This is a genomic window from Streptococcus oralis, assembly GCF_019929365.1.
Taxonomy (GTDB): domain Bacteria; phylum Bacillota; class Bacilli; order Lactobacillales; family Streptococcaceae; genus Streptococcus; species Streptococcus oralis_BT.
Genome location: NZ_JAHZPH010000005.1, coordinates 1 through 22873, shown reverse-complemented (window position 1 = coordinate 22873; position 22873 = coordinate 1). Strand labels below are relative to the sequence as shown.

Genomic DNA, 22873 nt, shown 5'->3' with positions numbered 1-22873 from the left:
GGTTGCACTATGACTGCACATGATATTTTAAACAATCCTTTCCTTAATAAGGGAACTGCCTTTACCTTAGAGGAGCGAAAGGAACTAGGCCTTATTGGTTTACTGCCACCTTATGTTCAAACGATTGAGGAACAAGCAGCACAAACCTATGCACAAATGCAAACAAAGGTCAATGACCTGGAAAAACGTTTGTTCTTAATGGAAATCTTTAACACAAACCGGACTCTTTTCTATTACCTCTTTTCTCAACATTTGGAAGAATTCAATCCAATTGTGTATGACCCAACCATTGCAGATACCATTGAAGGCTATAGTGATCTCTTTGTAGATCCACAATATGCGGGATATCTTGATATTAATCATCCTGAAAATATTGAAGCTACTTTGAAAAATGCTGCCGGGGATCGCGAGATTCGACTCATTGTTGTAACAGATGCAGAAGGAATTCTTGGAATTGGAGACTGGGGAACAAATGGTGTCGATATTTCTGTTGGGAAATTGATGGTCTATACGGGTGCTGCTGGAATCGATCCTTCTATGGTCCTTCCTTTAGTCATTGATGCAGGGACTAACCGTGAAGAGCTTCGTAACAATCCTAATTACTTAGGAAATCGTCACGAACGGGTCCGCGGAGATCGTTACTACGACTTCATTGACCAATTCGTTCAAACAGCAGAACATCTCTTTCCTAAACTCTACCTTCACTGGGAAGACTTCGGTCGCTTGAATGCTGCTAATATTCTAGAAAAATACCGGAAGCAAATTCCAACCTTTAATGATGATATTCAAGGTACAGGAATCGTTACCTTAGGTGGTATCTTTGGTTCACTAGATATTAGTGGTGAAAAATTAACAGATCAAGTTTATCTCTGCTATGGTGGTGGTACTGCGGGTGCAGGAATTGCCTCTCGTGTTCTTCGCGAAATGGTGAGTGAAGGTCTTTCTGAAGAAGAAGCCTATAAACGTTTCTTTATGGTTGATAAACAAGGTCTTCTCTTTGATGACATGGATGACCTAACTCCTGAACAAAAACCGTTTGCTAAGAAACGTGCTGACTTTAGTAACGCAGACAAGTTGACTGACCTGCTTGAAGTAGTGAAGACTGTGAAGCCAACCATTCTTGTAGGAACTTCTACTCAGCCTAATACCTTCACGAAAGAAATAGTAGAGGCTATGTGTGAAAATACAGAGCGTCCGATGATCTTCCCTTTGTCAAATCCAACCAAACTAGCTGAAGCTAGTGCCAAAGATTTGATTGAATGGTCAGATGGCAAAGCTTTTGTCGCAACAGGAATTCCTGCTGATACGGTTTCTTATAAAGGTGTCGACTATGTGATTGGTCAAGCCAATAATGCCTTGATTTACCCAGGTCTTGGTCTAGGTATGCTGGCCTCTGAAGCAAGTCTTTTAACTGATGAAATGATTGGAGCAGCGGCTCATTCATTGAGTGGTATTGTCAATCCAGGCCAACCAGGAGCTCCTGTTTTGCCGCCGTTCAAGTATGTAGCAGATGTTTCTATTAAAGTAGCGGAAGCAGTTGCTAAAAAAGCGCAAGAGCAAGGTCTTGCGAGTGCTAAGGAAACAGATATGGCCAAAGCAGTTCGTGATTTGAAGTGGTATCCAGAGTATAAATAATTCACTGCTGCTGCTATCCTTCTATAGCGACAGATTTGTATGGGCTGTGGACTTAAGTAATATAGAAAGGATACCTATGTCACTCTTTTTAACCTCGATTACGAGTATCATTCCGATTATAGCTATTATTGTTTTGGGGTATATTCTTCAGGTGAAGGGATGGTTTGGAGATGCCTTTGGACCTAACCTATCTCGTTTGATCATGAATGTAGCCTTGCCAGCGTCAATCTTTGTGTCGGTAATGAAATACCTAACACTAGATAAACTAATCAGTCTTTCTGGAGGTCTCCTTTATACATTTGTGGCCTTTATCTTGGGCTATATCGTAGCTTATATTGCAGTTGTGGTTTTCAAGGTTCGTCCAGGGCGGCGAGGAACCATGATTAATACCTTTGTGAATGCCAATACTATTTTTATTGGTTTACCTTTAAACGTTGCTCTTTTTGGAGATCAGGCTCTTCCTTATTTCTTAATTTACTATATCACCAATACGATTTCCACCTGGACATTGGGCGTGTATTTGATGACAAGCGATAGTAAATCGGGTCAAAGCAAGGAGACAAGTAAATTTGACTGGAAGAAATTGCTACCAGCTCCGCTTGTAGGTTTTCTTGTGGCTCTGCTATTTTTGATTCTTCGAATCTCTATTCCAGATTTCGCAACGAATACCTTAACTTATGTTGGAAATATCGTCACTCCCTTATCTCTGATTTATATTGGTATCGTTCTTGCAAAGGCAGGCTTGAAAACTATTACTTTTGATAAAGATACAATTGTCACTTTAGTTGGACGCTTTATCCTAGCTCCTCTAATCATGCTTCTTGTCTTGAAGTTCTTTTCCCCAAATATGCCAACAGTAGAATTTAAGACCTTTATGATTCAGTCTGCTACACCAGCTCTGGCTGTTCTCCCAATCCTTGCTAATCAAGGAAAAGGAGATGTGGAATTCTCTACGAATGTAGTGACTCTAAGTACGGTTCTATTTATCGTTGTTATTCCAATATTACAAACTTTATTAGGATAAGAAGGAAGAGGATAGGATTGAAAGTTCTGAGTTAAGAAATTTCCTTATTTTAGATACATCTATTCTTATTTCTTGAAATCAAAATCGGAAGAAACTCCTCTAAAGGTTGCTATTAAGCGATTTTGAGATGTCCTAAAACCAAGACTGTTCAAACCAGGCTTGAAAAAGGCTCGTAAAGCTAGCCAGAGTTCTCTAAACGTTAAGAACCATCTACAATGCAGCATTTACAACACTTCATGGTTCACACCATGGGGTGTTTTTTTCTTTTCTCGTCTTCCCACGGTATTGCTCATGTGGTATAATGAGACAAGGGTTGCTCCTCGTTTCAGACGAGTTTATGGAATTCAGGATAAGTTAGCAGGTGAGACGAGTATTTCTGTCAGTCTCCTATCTACCTGTTAACAACTGTCCAAAGTAAAAGGAGATTGTAGCTTGGTTTTATTAGTATTAGTGCTTTTGGTTTTGCTCATTCTAATCTTAAAAAGGAAACAGAAAACTGGTAAAAAAACTGGAGGAAATCCCAAGAAAAGAAATTGGCTATTAATAGGTTGCTTATCCATAGTGATCCCAATCGTAATCTTCACAATGAGTAGTCCTATTCTTGCTCTAATGGATATGTGGGGGCTGTTTGCCCATGCAAGTCGAACTGAGATTGAGCAAGCTGTGTATCGTTCTTATCAAAATTACGGTCTTACAGGACAGTTTGAGTTAGAAAAATACGAGAAAAACTATACAAGTGTGGGAGGATTTATAATCCATGGTACCTATAGTGAAAATATAGCTGGAAAAACCTATCAGGTTAAAACTCGATTTAAATACTATACTCGCTTTTCGGAAAATAAAACATATAGAAAGACAGATGCAGAGGTTGATTACAAGAATTATAAAAAAATTTATGATGTTTTCCCAGAATTAGCCTATTTAGGGATTGAGGTTAGTCCAGGCACCAGCGAATTTTTAAAAAGCTTGGACAGTTCAATCAAAGATCCTAAACTGCCTGATTTGAAATATCAAGGTATTAGTTTTGAATTTAATAACCAATCTGATAATATCTATCTTTATAATGAAATATTAGAGGAAAATCAAAGCAAGGGCCAAGCTCTGCAAGGAATGTATCCAATGGATGCTCAATATCTTTTCCAAAAAGAGATTTTTATACCGACGTTTGAATTTCAGTATTTCGTTCCAAAAGAAAAAAGAGATCTCTTGTATGATGACTATCTTAAAGAGCTTGAAGTGCTCATGAAGGAATTTTTTGCCAACCAGCCCCTACCAATAGGTCTTTATGCTGTAAAGATTGCTAAGTATAAGGAGGATAAACTTGTCAGTGATAGTGGTGTATACTATGTGAGGATTGATAATCGTCAAGTTGTAAAGCTGTTGCAAAAATTAGAGTAGGAGTTGCTAGGGATAGGTTAGTCTAACGATATTTTTACTAAGAAGAGAAGGGGAGATTTGTTGGCTTAACCAAGATTTTAGCTGGTGTCAATATGAGAAAATTTGAGTGTGGATAATGATGGGAGAGGATTTGAAATGATAAGTTTAGAGTTGCTGTCTGAAGAAAATAGTCTAGATGTATATGCTTTTGAAAAAGAAAATCGGGAGTATTTTGAGCGAAATTTACCTCCTAGACCAGCTAACTATTTTGATTCAGAAGGTTTTAAAGAAATTACAAGGGAATTGTTAACGGAACAAACGAATCGTGATGTCTATATGCATCTTATTAGAGATTCGCAAGGCGTTATGGTCGGGAGAATCAATTTAAGTGTCTTAGAGGGTGATCGGAAAACAGCAGAGCTTGGGTATAGGATTGGGGAAAATGTTAGTAACTTAGGTTATGCTAGCGAAGCAGTTAAGCTCGTTTTAGACAAGGCCTTTACGACTTATGGTTTCAATAGAATCATTGCAGGAACGGCAACGGGTAATCTAGCCTCTCAGAGGGTGCTTTTAAAAAATGGCTTCACCTTTAGTAGAATGATAGAAAATGACTTACAAATTCATAATGAGTGGGTTCATACAGCAGTATTTGAGATAAGGAGACCATAATATCATCAATTCCAGTCTATTGAAAAGGTTAATGGAGTTATAATCTTTCCAGACATTCAAGAATTTACTCTTGGATGTCTTTTTTTGTTCAAAATAGATAAGTGTTACTGTTTAAACTTGATTTTCCCAGTGGACAATCGTCCACTTTTTTTATATAATAAAACTAAACCGAATTGGTTGAATTTCGTAAATGTAAGCTCAATCATCAATTGATCTTTCTAAGGAAGATATTCTCAATAAAGCATCACACTAGGGGGTGAATCATGTACCAACCAGAAAAACTCAAGGCTCGGAGGAAAGAGCTAAAACTGACACAAAAAGAGATTGCAGACCAACTTGGGATTAGCTTTCAGGCTTATTCAGCTTGGGAGCGTGGTATCAAGGAACCGTCCCAGGAGAAAGTTGCTCAGCTGGAGAAGATTTTAAAAGTAGCAAAAGGATATTTCACCCAGATTGAGATTGTCCGTCTTTATAATAGCTTATCTAACAAAGGGAAGGAAAAGGTTGTTCTTTATGCTCGCAACTTGGCTCAAGAGGAACAAATTCAGAAAGTGGCGACCATGCCAGAGCGTCTCTACGAGTATCATGTCTATGAACGCATGTCAGCAGGGATCGGGGCTTCGGTATATGACGATAGAAATTTTGATACCGTCTACTTTAATGAAGAGCTAGCCCATGATTTTGCTTCCTGGGTATCTGGGGACTCCATGGAACCTAAATATCAAAATGGTTCCGTGGCTCTGATTCGGGAAACAGGATTTGATTATGATGGGGCGGTTTATGCAGTGGTTTGCAACAACCAGACCTATATCAAACGGGTTTATCGTGAGGAAGATGGCTTGCGTCTGGTCTCTATCAATCCCAAATACAAGGATATTTTCATCTCCTATGAGGAAGATCCTCGAATTGTGGGGATTATCGTTGGGAATTTTGTGCCAATGGAGGGCTAGCTCATGGGCTACTTTGATTATTCCAGAGAGCCCAAAAGTGATATTGCCTTTGTCGATATGAAATCCTTTTATGCCAGTGTCGAGTGTGTGAAAAGGGGCTTGCATCCGCTGAAGACCTCACTTTGTGTCATGAGTCGCGCGGATAATTCAACTGGTCTTATCCTAGCCTCCTCTCCCATGTTTAAGAAGATTTTTGGCAAGTCAAATGTTGGTCGGGCCTATGATCTGCCTTTTGATATCAAAACGCGCAAATTTTCCTATTACAATGCTCGAAAGCAAGGCTTGCCAACTGACTCAGACTATGTTCGCTACATCGAAGATTGGGCCCAAGTTACCTTGATTGTCCCTCCTCGGATGGATGAGTACATCGCAGTCAATATGGAAATCCAACGAATCTTTCAAAACTATGGTAGCCCAGATGATATTTATCCCTACTCTATCGATGAGGGCTTTATCGATCTGACCAGTTCGCTCAACTATTTCATCCCAGACAAGAGTCTCTCTCGCAAAGACAAGCTGGATCTGCTTTCTGCTCGTATTCAGAGGGATATTTGGAGGCAGACAGGGATCTACTCTACAGTGGGTATGTCAAATGCCAATCCCTTACTGGCCAAGTTGGCACTGGATAATGAGGCCAAGCACACCCCGACCATGAGGGCCAATTGGTCTTATCAAGACGTGGAAGAGAAAGTCTGGGCCATTCCCAAGATGACGGATTTTTGGGGGATTGGCAGGCGGATGGAGAAACGCTTGCATGCTCAGGAGGTTTTTTCCATCAAGGAATTGGCAACCAGTAATCCAGACCAGCTAAAGAAAGCTCTGGGGCAGGCTGGCCTGCGTTTGTGGTTTCATGCTAATGGGATTGATGAGAGCAATGTTCATAAGCCCTATAAAGCAAAGTCCCAGGGGTTGGGAAATTCTCAAATTTTACCGAGAGACTACGTGAAGTTACGGGATATCGAAATTATTCTCCGAGAAATGGCAGAGCAGGTGGCTATTAGATTGAGAAGGGCGGGAAAGAAAACAACCCTTGTCTCTATCTATGTCGGTTTCTCTAAACAGGAGGTTAGGTCGTCTATTCACACACAAATGAAGGTCGAACCTACCAATAATACAGCTATCTTAACGGATTATGTTTTGAAGCTATTTCATAATAAATACACTTCTGGAGCGGTCAGAAGTGTCGGAGTCAACTATTCAGGATTTGTGGACGAGTCCTTTGGCTTGATCTCCCTCTTTGATGATGTTGACAAGTTAGAAAAAGAAGAAAGGCTCCAGACGGCTATTGACTCCATTCGGGAACAATTTGGTTTTACTTCCCTTTTAAAAGCCAATGCACTGGAAGAAGCCTCTAGGAGCCTTGCCAGAAGCAAGCTGATTGGGGGACATTCTGCTGGAGGATTAGATGGATTAAAATGATTGATCGTTCTTATTTACCTTTTCAATCCGCGCGAGATTATCAAGATCCAGGTATGCAGAAGTGGATGGGGTTTTACCTCTCAGAACACACCAGTTCGCTCAGTGAAGAAAAAAACCGTGTTGATTTTTCGATAGATTTGGACCCAGTTGAGAAACTACATTTACTTTCTCAGCTTTATGTTGGGCAACTGAAGGGATGTTTTGTTGTCAAGGAAAGAAAGCAAAAAATGACGATCATCGGTAAGGTGAGCGAATTATCACCTCAAACTCTATCTATTAGGACAAATGAGGGATATAGGCTGGTAGAGTTTACAGACATCCTCGAAATTCGACTGTGGGAGGAGGGAGTGTATGACTAAAAAAGAGCTGTATGAGAACAAACTACAGATGGATTATTTTTCAGATAGTTATATCCGCTTTGAAGAGGATTTCCAAAAATACTCTGCCATGAATGTTCCCTTGACTTTTTTGATCGATGATATCCTACGAACCATGGCAATGAATCAGAAAAACTACTTTGTCTTAAACAAGGAAAACGCCAAGGATGGGCGGGAGCATCGCTTTTATTTTAGGGTGGTGACGGAAAAAGAGTCTCCTAGAAATCGAACCTATGCCTATATGGGACTGCAAGCATAGAGCCTGTCCAAGTCCCTGAAAAATGTCTAAATATGCTATAATAAAGTAAATTTCAAAAGGATTTAATGGACTCTATTTTCATAAGAGTAGAGAATGTTGCAGGAGGTAAATCATGCTAGGAGCGGTTATTGGAGATATTGTTGGTTCTCGATTCGAGGCGGATAATCATAAAAGCAAAGAGTTTGATTTGTTCACCCAGAATTCTTGTCCGACCGATGATAGTATTATGACTTTGGCGGTTGCTAAAGCCTTATTGGCTAGCAAGGAAGACTGGAGTCAATTGTCAAAAAATGCTGTCAAGTACATGCAGGAAGTCGGCCGTCATTATCCCGATTGTGGTTATGGAGGTCACTTTTTCTATTGGATTTTTTCTGAGGATCCTCAATCCTATGGTAGTTATGGTAATGGTGCCGCTATGCGCATCAGCGCTGTCGGTTTTGTGGCAGATAGTATAGAGCAAGCCAAGTCTTTGTCACAAGCGGTTACAGCAGTGACTCATAATCATCCTGAGGGCATAAAGGGAGCTGAAGCGACGGCTGTAGCAATTTTCTTGGCACGAAATGGTGCTAGTATGGATGAAATCAGGGATCATATTGATAAGAATTACTATCCTATGGACTTTACTCTGAACGACATCAGAGAGGATTACACTTTTGATGTGACTTGTCAGGGCTCTGTTCCCCAGGCCTTAGAGGCCTTCTTTGAGTCTGAAAATTTCGAGGATGCTATCCGAAATGCGATTTCCATCGGAGGAGATAGCGATACTATCGCTACTATCTGCGGAGGGATTGCCGAAGCTTACTATGGCATTCCTGAAGACATTAGACAAGAAGCTTTGACTTTTTTAGATGACCGTTTGCTTGAAATCGTAGTTGACTTTGAAAATACCTATCCTCAATGATAACCTTATTTTAGAATTTTATACTAAAACATCCATATAAATTTATGGATGTTTTTTATTTTCTAGAGATAGAAAAAGAGAAGACCAGATGGTCTTCTCTGCGGGGGAACTGAAATATGGGAAAGAATTAATCAAAGATTTTTATTAGTCTTTGAAATTCTTTTGGAAGATGAGGAGAGACAAGATAGAAGTAATAGCTGCCAAGAAGAGGAAGGCATTCGCTTCTTGTTCTCCAGTCGCTGGGAGTTGTCTTTCCTTGTCTTCTTTGATTGTAGCTGTAACAGGAGCTTTTTCATCTTTTGCTGGTAAATTGTCTGTTACGACTGGAGCAGGTTTTTCAGTCTCTCTTGGGAGAACGTACTCAGGAAGAGTCACAACTGGTGGTGCCTCTGTTCCAACTGAGCTTTGTTTGCTACCTACCTCAATCACTCGCTCTTGAGCTGGAGTTGCTTCTGTTTGGAGAACCTTGCGATTGTCACCGTCCACTTCAACATACTCGACTAGCAGACCGTCCTTACCTTCTGATAGAACTTGCTCTTTTCCTTTGTCTAGTAGGGCATTTTCGCGACGGATAGTCTTGAACGGGACTGCCTTATTGACAATTTCTAAACTTGGAAGTGTAAAGACAAGGTTCTTAACTCCTTCTGCAGGAATTGAAGAAGTCATCGGTTTCTCAGGTTGAGCTGGTAGAGGGTGCTCAGGAAGAGTCACAACAGGTGGCGCCTCTGTTCCTACTGAACTTTGTTTAGTGCCAACCTCAATCACTCGCTCTTGAGCTGGGGTTGTTTCCGTTTGGACAACCTTGCGCTTATCACCGTCCACTTCAACATACTCGACTAGCAGACCGTCCTTACCTTCTGATAGAACTTGCTCTTTTCCTTTGTCTAGTAGGGCATTTTCGCGACGGATAGTCTTGAATGGTATCACCTTATTGACAACTTCTAAACTTGGAAGTTCAAAGATAAGGTTCGTCACTCCTTCTGCAGGAATTGAAGAAGTCATCGGTTTTTCCGGCTGAACTGGTTTTTCCGGCTGAACTGGTTTTTCAGGCTTAGCAGGTTTCTCCGGTTGCGCCGGTTTTTCAGGCTCAGCTGGTTTTTCCGGTTGAACTGGAGTTTCCGGTTGCGCCGGTTTTTCTGATTGAGCAGGTTTTTCCGGCTGAGCTGGACTTTCCGGTTGCGCCGGTTTTTCCGGCTCAGCAGGCTTTTCAGGCTGAACTGGTTTCTCAGGCTTAGCTGCTTCAAGCTTGCTAATTTGTTCAAGAGCGGATTCTAGCGCTTTATTAACTTCTTCTTGAGTCTTGGCCTCTTGAATTGCAGCAATTGCTTGGTTTGCAAGTTCAATTAATTTCTTCTTAGCTTCATTGTTAGAACCAAGCTCACCGACTTTTTTCTCAATGGCTTCTGTTAAGCTAGCTATGGCCTTACTGTATTCGATTTCCGGTTGTTTTGGTTCAGCTGGTTGCTCAGGCTGGTCAGGTTTCTCAGGTTCTTCTGGCTGTTCCGGTTGCTCTGGACTAGGCTCCTCTTGGCCTCTTTGATAGTTCTCATCCTTGGATAGGATATCTTGTAGGGCACTGACTGTCAACATGACTTCTTGAACATCCACTGCATCAGCACTGAGTTGGTTTCTCAATTTTTCTAGATTTGCTTGGAAAGCTTGGCGTGCAGTAGCCGTATTTTTCAAGCCTGCTGGATCAAAGTTTGAAAGATCATCTTTCCATTTAGAGATAGACTGGATGATATCTGCCTTGCTGTAGAGTTCGCTACCTTCGCCACGAGTGATGAATTGGTCTACCTGGATACCGATATTTCGAGATAAATCGTTTCGATCAGGATCGAGTTGAAGGGTGACTGCGTGCAAGTTTTCGTCCAGACCTTTTAGGCTAACTAGAGTTTGATTGCCTTGGCGTTGGGCTGCGCGACCGCTAAAGTATTTCTTACCATCAATAGTTGAAGCATTTCCCATTCCATCTTGGTAAGGAACTTCTTTGCCGTCTAGGAAGACTTTGTAGATACCATGATTTGGATCAACATAGCCCTTTATATCAAGTCCAGTACCGTAGAAGTAGGCTGTGACAGTTGTCTTTTTCTTTTGCTCATCAGTTAAGCGGCCAAAGGAAGCCCAAGACTCAGTCTTTTGGTACTTGTCTGCCGAATTGGTTTCATGGTGCCAGCCAGGACTGTAATCCAACTGACTAGCTTGGTCATCATAACTTGTTTGGTCCTTGATCAGCAATTCAGCTTTCATCACTTGGATGGTTGCATCTGTAGCAAAACCGAGCAGGGCACCATCAGTGACAGAAGTGAGCTTGGCTTTGAAGTCAAAGACAGAGTCGGCTTGTTCAGTAAAGTCAATCGTTGGGATGGTCACAGTCTTTTCTGTTTCTCCATCTTCAAAAGTCACATCTTGAGTTGTATCTTGGTAAACTTTACCGTGAACCCCAGTTCCAGGTTCTGTGATGAAGCGAACAGTAGCAGCTCCCTTGCTTCCACCAACACGTTTAATTTTAACAGTGACTGGTTTTCCTTTTTCGACTTCGTAGTTAGTAGACTCGAGTTCAAACATCCCTTTACTATCATTGTTTAGGGTGTAGATTCCTTCTGTAGCAATTGGTTCGCCTGTTTTATTCACGAGGGTAATAGTGTGTTGGCCAGGTGCTAAATCGCCTGTCTCAAAGACTTTTTGGCTACGTTTACGGCTAGCGTTCTTAGTTTGGACATCGGCAACCTTTTGACCATCAACGTAGACAGACATTTCTCCATGACCTGGGTCGACTGTAGAGACGACATAGGCCTTGGTTCCTGTGAAGGTATAGCTTACTTTGGCATCTTTTTGATTGGTCCACATAGAAGTGCCACGAACACCTTCAGATTCATTGTACCAAGTTGTTCCGGCTGTATCTGCCGTTGTGTTTGAGTGGTATTCAAGTCCAAGAGGGTAGCCATCAGTCTTTTCAATGCTGCTTGGTGTCTTGTAGACTGAGAAGTTGGTCAAGATTGGAGTTGCTTGAGCACCGGTGATGGTTACACGGATTTTTTGTGCTTCTACAGGCTTGCCTTGAACCAAGCGACGGTAACCAACGGTCGAACCTTCGCCGTATGTCACCCAACGTCCGTTGATTTCGACTTCAATCTTGAAACCAGAGATACGTTGACCTTTGGCGATGTCTTCCTTGAGTTCAACGACATCAAAACGTCTCTTTTGCCCCAAATCGACTGTAAAGCTACCGGTTGTGGCATCATTTGAGAGCGCCCAGCTGGTGTCATCTTTACCGTCTGTGAGGTGGCTTTCTTTGTAAAGGTGGTTTTGACGAGTCGAACTTGCTGTTACAGTGGCACCTTTGGCAAAGTCAGTCGCATACATTTGGTCTAGGGTTGCTTTGAACTCCTTCAAGCGAGCCACATCTGCATCTGCGAATTTTCCTTCTTTATTTGGTGGAATATTGAGAAGGAGTGGGGTTCCACGACCAACGGACTTGAAGTAGATATCCATCAGCTCTTTGAGTGATTTCGGCTGTTGATTGTCATGGTAGAACCAGCCTGAACGGATCGAAACATCAGCTTCCCCTACAGAGTACATATCACCATCAGGGTCACCATGGTTGAGGTATTCGTTTTTCACATCGTCTGTGATGTTGGCTCTTTTAACTTTATGCCATACAGGGTCGCCTGCTATCCCCCGTTCATTTCCGATCCAGCGAACACTTGTCGGTTGAGCAGAGAAGATAGCAATATCTCCTTCAGCTTCTTTGATGTATTTGAACCATTCATCAAAGGTATAGGTTACTTTTTGGGCACCGCTACCACGCGCACCGTCCATCCAAACCTCGATAAATTTCCCTTTATTACCGTATTTTGGATTACCAAGGATTTCTTTCAGCTGGTTGAGATAGTATTGGTTGTATTCTTTTTCGGTTGCGACATGGTATTTAGGATGGTTGGCATCCCATGGTGAAAGGTAAACACCCATATTCATGTCATACTTGCTAGCAGACTTGGAAACTTCTTCGAGAAGGTCACCCTTTCCATCTTTCCATGGGCTAGCAGCTACGGTATGGTTGGTGTACTTAGATGGGTAAGCAACGAAACCATCGTGGTGTTTAACAACCATAATGGTTCGTTTGAAGCCCGTTTCCTTCAGAGTGCGAATCCACTGGTCAGTATCCAAGTTGGTTGGATTGAAGTATCGAGTGTCTTCTTTCCCATTTCCCCATTCAGAATTGGTATAGGTGTTCATTCCGTAGTGGATGAAAGCTGCCAATTCTTCCTTGTGGTAATCGAGTTGAGCCTTGCTTGGAAGAGGTCCATGATTACCAATCTCAGTTTCTTTGTCTTCTGGATGAGCGACTGGTGGAGTCGGTGTCGTTGGATTGGCTGTATCAGCGATTGGCTCGTATTCAAAGACGACCTCATTCACCCCTTTTTGCTGGATGGTTGCTTCCAGGCTAGTCTTGACTGGACGGTAGCCAGCGATGTCTTTTGCATGGAAGGTGTTGACAAAGGAAACGTCATACTCTTGACCGTCATTGTTATCAACTGTCGCTTCCGCTAGTTCAGTAGTGGTTCCTTTTTGACGGTAGTAAACTTTGAAGGAGCCTTTGTTAACTTTATAGACCACCTTGATGACACGAGTTCCAGGAGCTGTTTTACTAACGACATTGTGGTTCCACTCGTCTTTTAGTTGCTTCTGAATCTCAACCCCATCAATGGAAAGAATCTGGTATTTCTCTAGATTTTGCTTGTAGAATTCGGTTGGAGTGATTGCTTTCTTGAAATCATAGTCAAAGCCAGTTCCCACTTCTGTTTTGTCTAAGAAAGTATCGTTTTCTTTAACTGTATTGCCTGCTTCGTCCACGTGCTGGATAACGACACGTCCGTAATCAATTCCCTTGACTAGAGTAGCGACACCGCTCTCATCAAAGGAGTACTGATTTTCTCCGATGATAGCTGTCTTATTTCTAAGCATTTCACCTTCAGGTGTAAAGTAGTAACGTTTGCCATTATCACCTTGATACCAGCCCTTGACACCATATTTGTCAATAATATCTTTGACCCATTTGAGTTGTTCAGGAGAGAGGACAAGTCCGCCACCAAAGCGGTCTTTCTCAGGGACACCGTTGTCAACCGTTCCGTGTTGGTGTACGCCAATGACTTTTCCATCACCATTGATAATTCCGCCACCAGACAAACCAGATACAGAAGTTGTTTGATAAGTGATGCCAGTAGCTCCCTTGTCATCATAAGGATCGACGGATTTTACCTTGCCGTCAGCCTTATAGAGTTGGCCAGCTACGATAGGCTGTTTAAGTTCTTTTGAGCTTGAGTCAGTTGGATAACCAATCGTGCTGACAGGATCCCCTGCTTTGTAAGTCTTATGCTCAGCGAGTGGTACAAAAGTTGCTGCTTTATTTGGGCTTGCAATTTGTATAGGGACAGGTGATACAACTGCTGCCAAGTCATTTTGATATCCCTTGCTAAACTCTTCTTTGTTCCAGAAGTGGATATCTTTCTCTTGGAAGAGTGTGGTATTTCCTGAATTTGGCTGAGAATTTTTAACGGGAGCGTTGGAGCCTAGATTATAATAGAAACGCGCAGAGTCTCCACCACGAACATGGCCTTCTTTATCTAAAAAGTTGTGCGCAACTGTCAAAAAGACGTTAGGAGCCACGAAAATACCAGATCCAGAAACGATGTATCGTTGAGAACCGCCATTGTAAATGCTGTAGACCATAGTGGCAGCAGTAGCAGGTTGTCCCTCGTAGTTGATGTGTTTGAGGTCTTGTCCACCGTTAATGATGGCACGGTTTCCGTTCTCAGCTTCTTTTGGAGCTTCTTCCTTGTCCTTTAGAATGCTCTTAGTTTCTACTTTTGGACTAGCTTTTTGGTCAACGATAGTAGTCGTATCGAGTTCTTTGACAGGTGTGTCGGGATAGGCACGGTCCTGAATGTCTTCAGGGAGCAAGTCAGCACTGTTGGTATCGGCAACAGGTGTTTCTTGTTTTTCAGCTTCTACACGGCCTTCTTCTTTGACTGGTTCAACCTTGGTCTCTTCTATATCTGCGACTTGTTTCATTTGCTGATCTAAATTGGATGTCGTGGCAGGAGACGTTTCGTCTGCACGCACGGTTCCAGAAGCAAAAAATGCCAGTCCGACGATAACAGATGCCACACCTACAGTCAACTTTCGAATGCTAAACGTTTGCCCTTTTTCAAAAAGGTATCGATTCATAATATACTCCTAGTTTTTAGAAAGGCAGTCAGCTACTGCCCAAGCCCAAGTCTGACTTGGTTACAACTTGATTTAATGAAAAACTCTCTGATAATTTGTAAGCCACCTTACCTCCTATTTATAAAGCGCTTTCATTTTAAGATAAAAAATTTAAAAGGTCATTTCTCCCTTAAAATGGCTGAAAACTTTTAATATAACAAATATACTAAATTAATGAAAGAATTGCAATAGCAAAAAACAAAAAAATAAGCATAAATTAAAGAAAATCCGTTACTTTTTAAAGAAAAAACGCATCCTTTCATGGCTCAAACTAAATGAAAGGATACGTTTTAAAAAGAAATTAGAGTATTTTTTGGAGAGACTCTTGGATGGTTTGGAGGTCTGTTTTGGAAGAGAAGCGTTCAAGGACTTGTCCATCTCGACCAATGAGAAACTTAGCAAAATTCCATTCGATTCGTTTTCCTAGTGGACCAGATTTCTGGTCTTTTAGCCAAACATAAAGAGGATCTGCTTCCTTACCGTTGACCTTGATCTTGGCAAAGCGAGGAAAAGTTGTCTGATAGTGTAGGCTGCAGAAACTATTGATTTCCTCTGCGCTGCCGGGTGCTTGTCCCATAAACTGATTGCAAGGGAAATCTAAGATTTCAAATCCCTGTTCTTGATAGCGTTCATAGAGTTCTTGAAGTCCCTGGTACTGGGGCGTTAAACCACATCCAGTAGCAGTGTTGACAATCAAGAGAACCTTGCCACGATAGCTCTCTAGGGGAGTCGCTTGGTTATTTTGGTTTAAAACGGAAAAATCATATATACTGGTCATTTTTCTATATTCTCCTTATGCATTCCTGATTCAGAGTGTTTCATCTCGTGTTCCGATAAAAAGGCATAGGTCATGGTTCCAAAGATGGCACCAATTCCCAAACCTAAGACTAGTAAAGGGAGCGTTTTATCGAACTGGGAGAGATTGTCCAAAAAGGTGTCGAGTGGAAGATGCTGAACAAAGAGTTTGTGAAAGGCTGATAAGACAAACAAGCCAATTGGAATGCTGAGGAATACACCCCAACTACGAACTTTGATCTGGCTTTTGCTGTAGCTTTTGTGATGGATTTCGGACGGGTCATCCTTGTCTAAATGTAAGTTGAGAACTGCTAGTCTCGTCCTAGATGCGAGGACGAAGATAAGTCCAAAATAGAGGTAAGGCATGGCATCTCGCACCAACTCTATGAAGCGTCCAAATAGGAGATAGAACAGGAAGAGTAGGAGAGAGGAGTAAATGATTTGGATCAAGGAACGGGCACAAGCCTTGTAAATCATCTCTTGGCGGCATTCATCAAAAGGCCCTTGTATGTGAAAGAATAACTTAAGTAAGCGAGTGGTGAAATCTTCTTTTTTCATGGGAGTGATCTCCTAAATGAGCGATTTTTGATTGATTTCTTTAAAGAGTTGATAGAGAGTATAGAAGTAAACCAAACTCGAAATGATTGTTATGACTAGGAATATTGGAAATTTCCATTGGATGGGGTTGCTTAAAAGTTGTGGCAAGGATATGAGGAGAAAGAAAAGGGCGGCGTTGAGGATAGGTATCCGTTTTGATTGTATTTTCTCAAGTTCTTTATTTAGCGCAGGAAGAAAGAGGAGTAGGAGGATTAAAACAGTATGAGAAACAGCTCCTGAAACAAGGGCGTAGGCAAGGAAAATACTGAGAAAAACATGACTGATCAGTAGCCTTGCTAGTGATTTCATAAGGCACCTCCTAGTCGTCTTCTTGGTCTTTTTTGGATTTTGCAATGCGACGGGAGATGAGAATCTGTATAACCACTCCAAAGAAGACAGACTGGAGGATACTTGAAAAAATATTTTTAAAAGCGAGAAGAGACTGAAGATAGTCCTGACTCTCACCTAGTAGTATATGGAGAAGAGGGGTTACAAAAAAACTCATTAATCCATAGACTATCCCAGCTTTCAAACCAGGGTAATGTAGTTGCTTACTTTCTTTATCACTCAGCATATCTAGATCAATGGCTGTGATGCCCGTTTTCTTGGTTTGAGAGACCACATAGAGAGCAGAAATCATCGAAATGCCGAATACCACAAGAGGATAGCCGATAGCGACAATTTGCGGATATTTATAAGCAAGGACAAAGGGAATAAGATTACCTAAAGTCATGAGGTAAAAGAGAATCACAAAGATTTTATTTCCAATGCGATCAGCTTCGCGTCGTTTGTGTTCGTCAAGGGGACCAGAAATACCGTATATGCGTTTGATGAGTTTTTCAGTGAAGGTTTCTTTTTTCATGAGTTTGCTCCTTTTTTAAAAATCGTCTTCCCAAAAGAGGCTATTGAGGTCAGTTTGGAGGCTGCGGGCGAGGTTGAGACAGAGTTCCAGGGTTGGATTGTACTTGTCATTTTCAATCATGTTGATAGTCTGTCTCGAGACACCGATATCTTTGGCGAGCTCGAGCTGGGAAATGCCCAGTTCCTTGCGGAATTCTTTGACACGATTCATCTGTTCTCCTTTTTGATATGTCGTATATATTTGACTACATTATATTCTTTTGGGAATGAGATGTCAAGTATATGTGACATATTATTGAGAATTTTTTTCGAAGAAACTTAGCCTTGTCTGACAAGTGCAAGCTGGTCAGATTTGTGGTAAAATAGATGAGATATGACAAAAGAATTTCATCATGTAACGGTCTTGCTTCATGAAACGATTGATATGCTTGACGTAAAACCTGACGGTATCTACGTTGATGCGACTTTGGGTGGAGCAGGCCATAGCGAATATTTATTAAGTAAATTGAGCGAAAAAGGGCATCTCTATGCTTTTGACCAGGACCAGAATGCCATTGACAATGCGCAAAAACGGTTGGCACCCTATATCGAAAAGGGGATGGTAACCTTTATCAAGGATAACTTCCGTCATTTGCAGGCACGTTTGCAGGAGGCTGGTGTCCAGGAAATTGATGGAATTTGTTATGATTTGGGAGTGTCCAGTCCTCAGCTAGATCAGCGTGAGCGTGGCTTCTCTTATAAAAAGGATGCGCCACTGGATATGCGGATGAATCAGGAAGCTAGTCTGACGGCCTATGAAGTGGTCAATCATTATGACTATCATGACCTGGTTCGGATCTTTTTCAAGTATGGTGAGGATAAATTTTCTAAACAGATTGCCCGTAAGATTGAGCAAGCGCGTGAGGTGAAACCCATCGAGACGACGACTGAGTTGGCAGAAATTATCAAGTCAGCCAAGCCTGCCAAGGAGCTCAAGAAAAAGGGACACCCTGCCAAGCAGATTTTCCAGGCTATCCGAATCGAAGTCAATGATGAGCTGGGGGCGGCAGATGAATCCATCCAGCAGGCCATGGACATGCTGGCTTTGGATGGTAGAATCTCAGTCATTACTTTCCATTCGCTGGAAGACCGTTTGACCAAGCAGTTGTTTAAGGAAGCTTCAACAGTGGAAGTTCCGAAAGGCTTGCCCTTCATTCCAGACGATCTTAAGCCCAAGATGGAATTGGTATCTCGCAAGCCAATCTTGCCAAGTGCTGAAGAGCTAGAAGCCAACAATCGTTCGCATTCAGCCAAGTTGCGCGTGGCTAGAAAAATTCATAAGTAAGAGGAAAAACATGGCAGAAAGAATCGAAAAAACAAGCCAGTTATTGCAAACGAAGTTTAAAGGTTTTTCACGTGTGGAAAAGGCCTTCTATGTTTCGATTGCCGCAACAATGATTATCCTGGCAATTAGCGTTGTGTTTATGCAGACCAAGCTATTACAAGTTCAGAATGAATTGACCAAGGTCAATGCTCAAATCGAAGAAAAGAAAACCGAGCTAGACGATGCCAAGCAAGAGGTCAATGAATTGATTCGTTCAGAACGTTTGAAAGAGATTGCAAATTCCAAGGATTTGCAGCTGAATAACGAAAATATCCGAGCAGCGGAGTAAGATATGAAACAGTGGAAAGAAAAAATCATCCGTTATGCCGTTCGTAACCGTAAATCTCCAGAAGAAAACCGCCGAAGAGTAGGAAAAAGCCTGAGTTTATTGGCTGTCATACTCTTCGCTGTCTTTTTGGTCAACTTTGCGGTCATTATCGGAACGGGTAAAAAATTTGGTAAGGACTTGGTTCAAGAAGCTAACAAGGTTCACCAAACAACCAAGACGATTCCTGCAAAACGGGGAACCATCTACGATCGTAATGGAACGCCTATTACTGAGGATGCGACTTCGTATAATATCTATGCCGTTATTGACAAGACCTACAAGTCAGCAACAGGTAAAATTCTCTATGTAGAGGATTCTCAATTTAATAAGGTGGCTGAGATTTTCCATAAGTATCTGGATATGGAAGAGTCCTATGTCAAAGAACAACTTTCTCAGCCAGATCTGAAACAGGTATCTTTTGGTACCAAGGGAAATGGGATCACCTATGCCAATATGATGGCTATTAAAAATGACCTTAAAACAGCTGGCGTTGAGGGAGTTGACTTTACAACTAGCCCTAACCGTAGTTATCCCAATGGGCAGTTTGCTTCTTCCTTTATCGGTTTAGCGCAACTCCATGAAAATGAGGATGGCACCAAACGGTTGATTGGGACATCTGGACTGGAGAGTTCCTTAAATAGCATTCTGGCGGGTACAGATGGGATCATCACCTATGAGAAAGATCGTCTGGGAAATATTGTTCCGGGTACAGATCAGGCTTCCCAACAAACGGTAGATGGAAAGGATGTGTACACAACCCTTTCTAGTCCCTTGCAATCCTTTATGGAAACTCAGATGGATGCCTTTCTAGAAAAAGTAAAAGGTAAGTATATGACCGCGACCTTGGTCAGTGCAAAGACCGGTGAAATTCTCGCTACCACCCAACGACCTACCTTTAATGCAGATACTAAAGAAGGAATCACTGAGGACTTTGTTTGGCGTGATATCCTCTATCAAAGTAACTATGAACCAGGATCAGCCATGAAGGTGATGACGTTAGCTTCTTCTATTGATAATAATACCTTCCCAAGTGGAGAATACTTCAATAGCAGTGAATTAAAAATAGCGGATGCGACGATTCGAGATTGGGATGTTAATGATGGTTTGACTACTGGTGGGATGATGACTTTCTCACAAGGTTTCGCTCACTCCAGTAATGTTGGAATGAGTCTACTTGAACAAAAAATGGGAGATGCTACTTGGTTGGATTATCTAAACCGCTTTAAGTTTGGAGTGCCGACGCGTTTTGGTCTGACTGATGAGTACACAGGTCAATTGCCTGCAGATAATATTGTCAATATTGCCATGAGTGCATTTGGTCAGGGGATTTCTGTAACGCAGACCCAGATGCTACGTGCTTTTACAGCCATTGCTAACGATGGGGTTATGTTGGAGCCGAAATTTATCAGTGCCCTCTATGATCCAAATGACCAGTCTGTTCGTAAGTCTCAAAAGGAAATTGTCGGAAATCCTGTGTCAAAAGCAGCAGCGTCCTCTACTCGGGAGCACATGATCATGGTCGGAACAGATCCTGTCTATGGTACCATGTACAACCACAGTACAGGAAAACCAAATGTCAATGTTCCGGGGCAAAATGTTGCCCTGAAATCAGGGACTGCTCAGATTGCCGATGAGAAGAATGGGGGTTACCTAACGGGTGAAACCAACTATATCTTCTCTGTTGTGTCGATGCATCCTGCAGAAAATCCTGACTTTATCCTCTATGTGACGGTGCAACAGCCAGAGCATTATTCGGGTGTTCAGCTGGGAGAGTTTGCTAATCCAATCCTTGAGCGAGCTTCTGCTATGAAAGAATCCCTCAATCTTCAGTCAACTGCTAAGAACTTGGATCAGGTCAGCAAGACGACAAGCTATGCCATGCCAGCTACCAAGGACTTTACTCCAGGTGACCTAGCAGAGGAATTGCGTCGCAACCTTGTCCAACCAATCGTTATTGGAACAGGAACCAAGATCAAGGAACTCTCGGTTGCTGAAGGAGATAATTTGGAAGCCAATCAGCAGATCTTAATCCTGTCTGACAAGGTCGAAGAAATGCCTGATATGTACGGCTGGACAGATGAAAATGTGCAAACATTTGCCAAATGGCTAAATATAGAAGTCGAGTGGGAAGGTAGTGGCAAAACGGTCAAGAAACAAAGTGTCCGTGCCAATACAGCCCTCAAAGACATTAAAAAAATGAAAATAACTTTAGGAGATTAAGATGATTAGTTCCATTAGTGCTGGAGTTCTAGCCTTTCTATTGACCTTGATTGGCATTCCAGCCTTTATCCGATTTTATCGAAAAGCACAGATTACGGGTCAGCAGATGCACGAGGATGTCAAACAACACCAAGCTAAAGCTGGGACTCCAACTATGGGAGGTCTTGTCTTCCTTATCGTTGCAGTAGTTGTGAGCTTTCTTGTTGCACTCTTTACCCAACAACTGACCAACAATGTAGGCATGATTTTGTTTATCTTGGTTTTGTATGGTTTAGTAGGTTTTCTGGATGATTTCCTCAAGGTCTTTCGTAAGATCAACGAAGGCTTGAATCCTAAGCAAAAGCTTGCTCTCCAGCTTCTTGGAGGAGTGATTTTCTACCTCTTTTATGAGCGTGGCGGCGATATGCTTTCAGTTTTTGGCTACCAAGTTCATTTGGGAATTTTCTATATTTTCTTTGCCCTTTTCTGGCTAGTTGGCTTTTCAAATGCAGTGAATCTGACTGACGGGATTGACGGCTTAGCAAGTATTTCCGTGGTGATTAGCTTATCAGCTTACGGTGTGATTGCTTATATGCAAAATCAACTGGATATTCTTCTTGTGATTCTTGCCATGATTGGTGGTTTGCTAGGTTTCTTCGTCTTTAACCACAAACCTGCCAAGGTTTTCATGGGAGATGTGGGAAGTTTGGCTCTAGGTGGGATGCTGGCAGCAATCTCTATGGCCCTCCACCAAGAATGGACCCTTTTGTTGATTGGGATTATCTATGTCTTTGAGACAAGCTCTGTTATGATGCAGGTTACCTACTTCAAACTTAGTGGTGGAAAGCGTATTTTCCGTATGACACCTGTGCATCATCATTTTGAGCTTGGAGGCTTCTCAGGCAAGGGCAATCCTTGGAGTGAGTGGAAGGTTGATTTCTTCTTTTGGGGAGTTGGGCTTCTAGCAAGTCTCTTGACCTTAGCCTTTTTATACCTACTGTAAACATAATTTCTGATTACAAAATAAAACAGGATGAAGGTGATCTTCATCCTGTTTTTGGGTGTTTAAAGGTTAGTTGGAGTCATCCTTTCTCCCTTTTAACATAAAAGTGGCTGTAAGGGCTAGGCTGAGGCCTGCTAAGAAGAGGAGTGGGTTGGACGCTTCTCCTGTTGCTGGAAGTTGTTCTTTAGGAGAATGATTTCCAGCTTTCGCAAGACTCGGACTAGCTGAAAGTTGTTCAGCCTCGTGTGCCAAGGTTTCTGTATCTGAAACACTTGGTTTTTCCTCAGTGTTAGAGCTTGTTCCAGTAGCTTGATAGACGACAGCATAGGTACTGAAATGATTAGTGATGAATTCTACCTTTCCGTCTCGAACGGTGAAATCAAGGGCTTGCAACTCCTTGGTCGGAGTGATGTAGTAGATATTTTCTACGCTAGCTGAAATAGGTAAGCGAACCAAGACAGAGCCTTTTGGCTGCAAGCTATGATCGGTTGGATTTTTAAGTTGTAGGTCGTAAGCATCATAGGTCTTGCCAAAGAGTTCTTGAGCTAGGACACGTCGGCTAGAAACGTGAGAAATTCCTTCTAAGTCGCTGGCTCCACCGATGATTTCTACTCCAGTCTCCCTATCTTTCAAGACTTGAACTGGATAGTCAGGAAGGCTAAGGCTTGGAGCGGCCTGATCTCCCGGAGTTCCGAAAGGCTTGGTGTATTCAGGTTTTTCAACAGTAGGCGCATCTTCTTGCCCTGCCGTTCCGAAAGGCTCGGTGTACTCAGGTTTTTCAACAGTAGGCGCATCTTCTTGCCCTGCCGTTCCGAAAGGCTCGGTGTACTCAGGTTTTTCAACAGT

Annotated in this window: 20 protein-coding genes; 13 read left to right on the top strand and 7 right to left on the bottom strand. The window is 42.1% G+C overall.

All coding sequences use genetic code 11. From position 1 onward, the window contains the following. Positions 1–9: 9 nt before the first annotated feature. The 9 genes from K1I53_RS07040 to K1I53_RS07000 all read left to right on the top strand — a co-directional run bounded on the left by K1I53_RS07040 (position 10) and on the right by K1I53_RS07000 (position 8611). A complete protein-coding gene (locus K1I53_RS07040) occupies positions 10–1635 on the top strand; it encodes a malolactic enzyme (protein ID WP_223328873.1) in 1626 nt (541 codons plus the stop codon). A 76-nt stretch (positions 1636–1711) separates the two neighbouring features. Next, entirely contained in the window at positions 1712–2659 is a 948-nt protein-coding gene (locus tag K1I53_RS07035; protein WP_223328872.1) for an AEC family transporter, read from the top strand. Between the two features lie 432 nt (positions 2660–3091). Further along, positions 3092–4057, top strand: a complete 966-nt coding sequence (locus K1I53_RS07030) for a hypothetical protein (protein ID WP_084948471.1) — start codon at positions 3092–3094, stop codon at positions 4055–4057. A 135-nt stretch (positions 4058–4192) separates the two neighbouring features. Continuing rightward, complete coding sequence (locus K1I53_RS07025; protein ID WP_223328871.1) at positions 4193–4705, top strand: GNAT family N-acetyltransferase; 513 nt, start codon at positions 4193–4195, stop codon at positions 4703–4705. Between the two features lie 263 nt (positions 4706–4968). Then, positions 4969–5655, top strand: a complete 687-nt coding sequence (locus K1I53_RS07020) for a LexA family transcriptional regulator (RefSeq protein WP_223328870.1) — start codon at positions 4969–4971, stop codon at positions 5653–5655. 3 nt (positions 5656–5658) lie between these two features. Beyond that, positions 5659–7074 (top strand): Y-family DNA polymerase, encoded by a 1416-nt coding sequence (locus K1I53_RS07015; RefSeq protein WP_223328869.1) that lies wholly within the window; start codon positions 5659–5661, stop codon positions 7072–7074. After that, positions 7071–7433: a hypothetical protein gene (locus K1I53_RS07010; RefSeq protein ID WP_223328868.1), complete on the top strand. Its 363-nt coding sequence runs from the start codon at positions 7071–7073 to the stop codon at positions 7431–7433. The genes K1I53_RS07015 and K1I53_RS07010 overlap by 4 nt, the downstream gene beginning before the upstream one ends. After that, positions 7426–7710, top strand: a complete 285-nt coding sequence (locus K1I53_RS07005) for a DUF5960 family protein (RefSeq protein WP_223328867.1) — start codon at positions 7426–7428, stop codon at positions 7708–7710. The genes K1I53_RS07010 and K1I53_RS07005 overlap by 8 nt, the downstream gene beginning before the upstream one ends. Positions 7711–7822: 112 nt before the next feature. Then, the gene (locus tag K1I53_RS07000; protein ID WP_223328866.1) at positions 7823–8611 is read left to right on the top strand and encodes an ADP-ribosylglycohydrolase family protein; all 789 of its coding nucleotides are present in this window, start codon (positions 7823–7825) and stop codon (positions 8609–8611) included. A gap of 144 nt (positions 8612–8755) precedes the next feature. Here the strand turns inward: K1I53_RS07000 and K1I53_RS06995 are convergent, their stop codons facing one another. The 6 genes from K1I53_RS06995 to K1I53_RS06970 form a co-directional block, all read right to left on the bottom strand. Continuing rightward, complete coding sequence (locus K1I53_RS06995) at positions 8756–14842, bottom strand: alpha-L-fucosidase (protein WP_223328865.1); 6087 nt, start codon at positions 14840–14842, stop codon at positions 8756–8758. 340 nt (positions 14843–15182) lie between these two features. Beyond that, complete coding sequence (locus K1I53_RS06990) at positions 15183–15659, bottom strand: glutathione peroxidase (RefSeq protein ID WP_223328864.1); 477 nt, start codon at positions 15657–15659, stop codon at positions 15183–15185. Next, the gene (locus K1I53_RS06985; protein WP_223328863.1) at positions 15656–16234 is read right to left on the bottom strand and encodes a DUF3278 domain-containing protein; all 579 of its coding nucleotides are present in this window, start codon (positions 16232–16234) and stop codon (positions 15656–15658) included. Before K1I53_RS06985 ends, K1I53_RS06990 begins: the two co-directional genes overlap by 4 nt. A 12-nt stretch (positions 16235–16246) precedes the next feature. Further along, entirely contained in the window at positions 16247–16582 is a 336-nt protein-coding gene (locus K1I53_RS06980; RefSeq protein WP_223328862.1) for a hypothetical protein, read from the bottom strand. A 10-nt stretch (positions 16583–16592) separates the two neighbouring features. Beyond that, complete coding sequence (locus tag K1I53_RS06975; protein WP_223328861.1) at positions 16593–17135, bottom strand: DUF3278 domain-containing protein; 543 nt, start codon at positions 17133–17135, stop codon at positions 16593–16595. Positions 17136–17150: 15 nt separating this feature from the next. After that, positions 17151–17345, bottom strand: coding sequence for a helix-turn-helix transcriptional regulator (locus K1I53_RS06970; RefSeq protein ID WP_001082470.1), 195 nt, complete (start codon positions 17343–17345; stop codon positions 17151–17153). Positions 17346–17507: 162 nt separating this feature from the next. On the opposite strand from K1I53_RS06970, the gene rsmH reads away from it, so the two are divergent. The 4 genes from rsmH to mraY are packed head-to-tail and all read left to right on the top strand — an operon-like array spanning position 17508 to position 22027. Then, complete coding sequence (rsmH, locus tag K1I53_RS06965) at positions 17508–18458, top strand: 16S rRNA (cytosine(1402)-N(4))-methyltransferase RsmH (protein ID WP_000159388.1); 951 nt, start codon at positions 17508–17510, stop codon at positions 18456–18458. A gap of 10 nt (positions 18459–18468) precedes the next feature. After that, positions 18469–18786, top strand: a complete 318-nt coding sequence (gene ftsL / locus K1I53_RS06960; protein ID WP_000840795.1) for a cell division protein FtsL — start codon at positions 18469–18471, stop codon at positions 18784–18786. Positions 18787–18789: 3 nt separating this feature from the next. Further along, positions 18790–21045 carry a penicillin-binding protein PBP2X gene (gene pbp2x / locus K1I53_RS06955; RefSeq protein WP_223328860.1) on the top strand — a complete coding sequence of 752 codons (2256 nt, stop codon included), beginning with the start codon at positions 18790–18792 and terminating at the stop codon, positions 21043–21045. Between the two features lies 1 nt (position 21046). Then, positions 21047–22027: a phospho-N-acetylmuramoyl-pentapeptide-transferase gene (mraY, locus tag K1I53_RS06950; RefSeq protein WP_000625795.1), complete on the top strand. Its 981-nt coding sequence runs from the start codon at positions 21047–21049 to the stop codon at positions 22025–22027. A 69-nt stretch (positions 22028–22096) separates the two neighbouring features. Here mraY and K1I53_RS06945 read toward each other — a convergent pair. Beyond that, positions 22097–22873, bottom strand: a 777-nt coding sequence (locus tag K1I53_RS06945; RefSeq protein WP_223328859.1) for an SIALI-17 repeat-containing surface protein, incomplete at its 5' end; no start/stop codon positions are given.

What these genes read in the sequence shown, in the direction of transcription:
- pbp2x (WP_223328860.1), top strand. Translation starts at nt 18,790, where the DNA reads ATGAAACAGTGGAAAGAAAAAATCATCCGTTATGCCGTTCGTAACCGT.
- K1I53_RS07035 (WP_223328872.1), top strand. Translation starts at nt 1,712, where the DNA reads ATGTCACTCTTTTTAACCTCGATTACGAGTATCATTCCGATTATAGCT.
- mraY (WP_000625795.1), top strand. Translation starts at nt 21,047, where the DNA reads ATGATTAGTTCCATTAGTGCTGGAGTTCTAGCCTTTCTATTGACCTTG.
- K1I53_RS06975 (WP_223328861.1), bottom strand. Translation starts at nt 17,135, where the DNA reads ATGAAAAAAGAAACCTTCACTGAAAAACTCATCAAACGCATATACGGT.
- K1I53_RS07015 (WP_223328869.1), top strand. Translation starts at nt 5,659, where the DNA reads ATGGGCTACTTTGATTATTCCAGAGAGCCCAAAAGTGATATTGCCTTT.
- K1I53_RS07010 (WP_223328868.1), top strand. Translation starts at nt 7,071, where the DNA reads ATGATTGATCGTTCTTATTTACCTTTTCAATCCGCGCGAGATTATCAA.
- K1I53_RS06970 (WP_001082470.1), bottom strand. Translation starts at nt 17,345, where the DNA reads ATGAATCGTGTCAAAGAATTCCGCAAGGAACTGGGCATTTCCCAGCTC.
- ftsL (WP_000840795.1), top strand. Translation starts at nt 18,469, where the DNA reads ATGGCAGAAAGAATCGAAAAAACAAGCCAGTTATTGCAAACGAAGTTT.
- K1I53_RS07040 (WP_223328873.1), top strand. Translation starts at nt 10, where the DNA reads ATGACTGCACATGATATTTTAAACAATCCTTTCCTTAATAAGGGAACT.
- K1I53_RS07020 (WP_223328870.1), top strand. Translation starts at nt 4,969, where the DNA reads ATGTACCAACCAGAAAAACTCAAGGCTCGGAGGAAAGAGCTAAAACTG.
- K1I53_RS06990 (WP_223328864.1), bottom strand. Translation starts at nt 15,659, where the DNA reads ATGACCAGTATATATGATTTTTCCGTTTTAAACCAAAATAACCAAGCG.
- K1I53_RS06995 (WP_223328865.1), bottom strand. Translation starts at nt 14,842, where the DNA reads ATGAATCGATACCTTTTTGAAAAAGGGCAAACGTTTAGCATTCGAAAG.
- K1I53_RS07000 (WP_223328866.1), top strand. Translation starts at nt 7,823, where the DNA reads ATGCTAGGAGCGGTTATTGGAGATATTGTTGGTTCTCGATTCGAGGCG.
- K1I53_RS07005 (WP_223328867.1), top strand. Translation starts at nt 7,426, where the DNA reads ATGACTAAAAAAGAGCTGTATGAGAACAAACTACAGATGGATTATTTT.
- K1I53_RS06985 (WP_223328863.1), bottom strand. Translation starts at nt 16,234, where the DNA reads ATGAAAAAAGAAGATTTCACCACTCGCTTACTTAAGTTATTCTTTCAC.
- rsmH (WP_000159388.1), top strand. Translation starts at nt 17,508, where the DNA reads ATGACAAAAGAATTTCATCATGTAACGGTCTTGCTTCATGAAACGATT.
- K1I53_RS06980 (WP_223328862.1), bottom strand. Translation starts at nt 16,582, where the DNA reads ATGAAATCACTAGCAAGGCTACTGATCAGTCATGTTTTTCTCAGTATT.
- K1I53_RS07025 (WP_223328871.1), top strand. Translation starts at nt 4,193, where the DNA reads ATGATAAGTTTAGAGTTGCTGTCTGAAGAAAATAGTCTAGATGTATAT.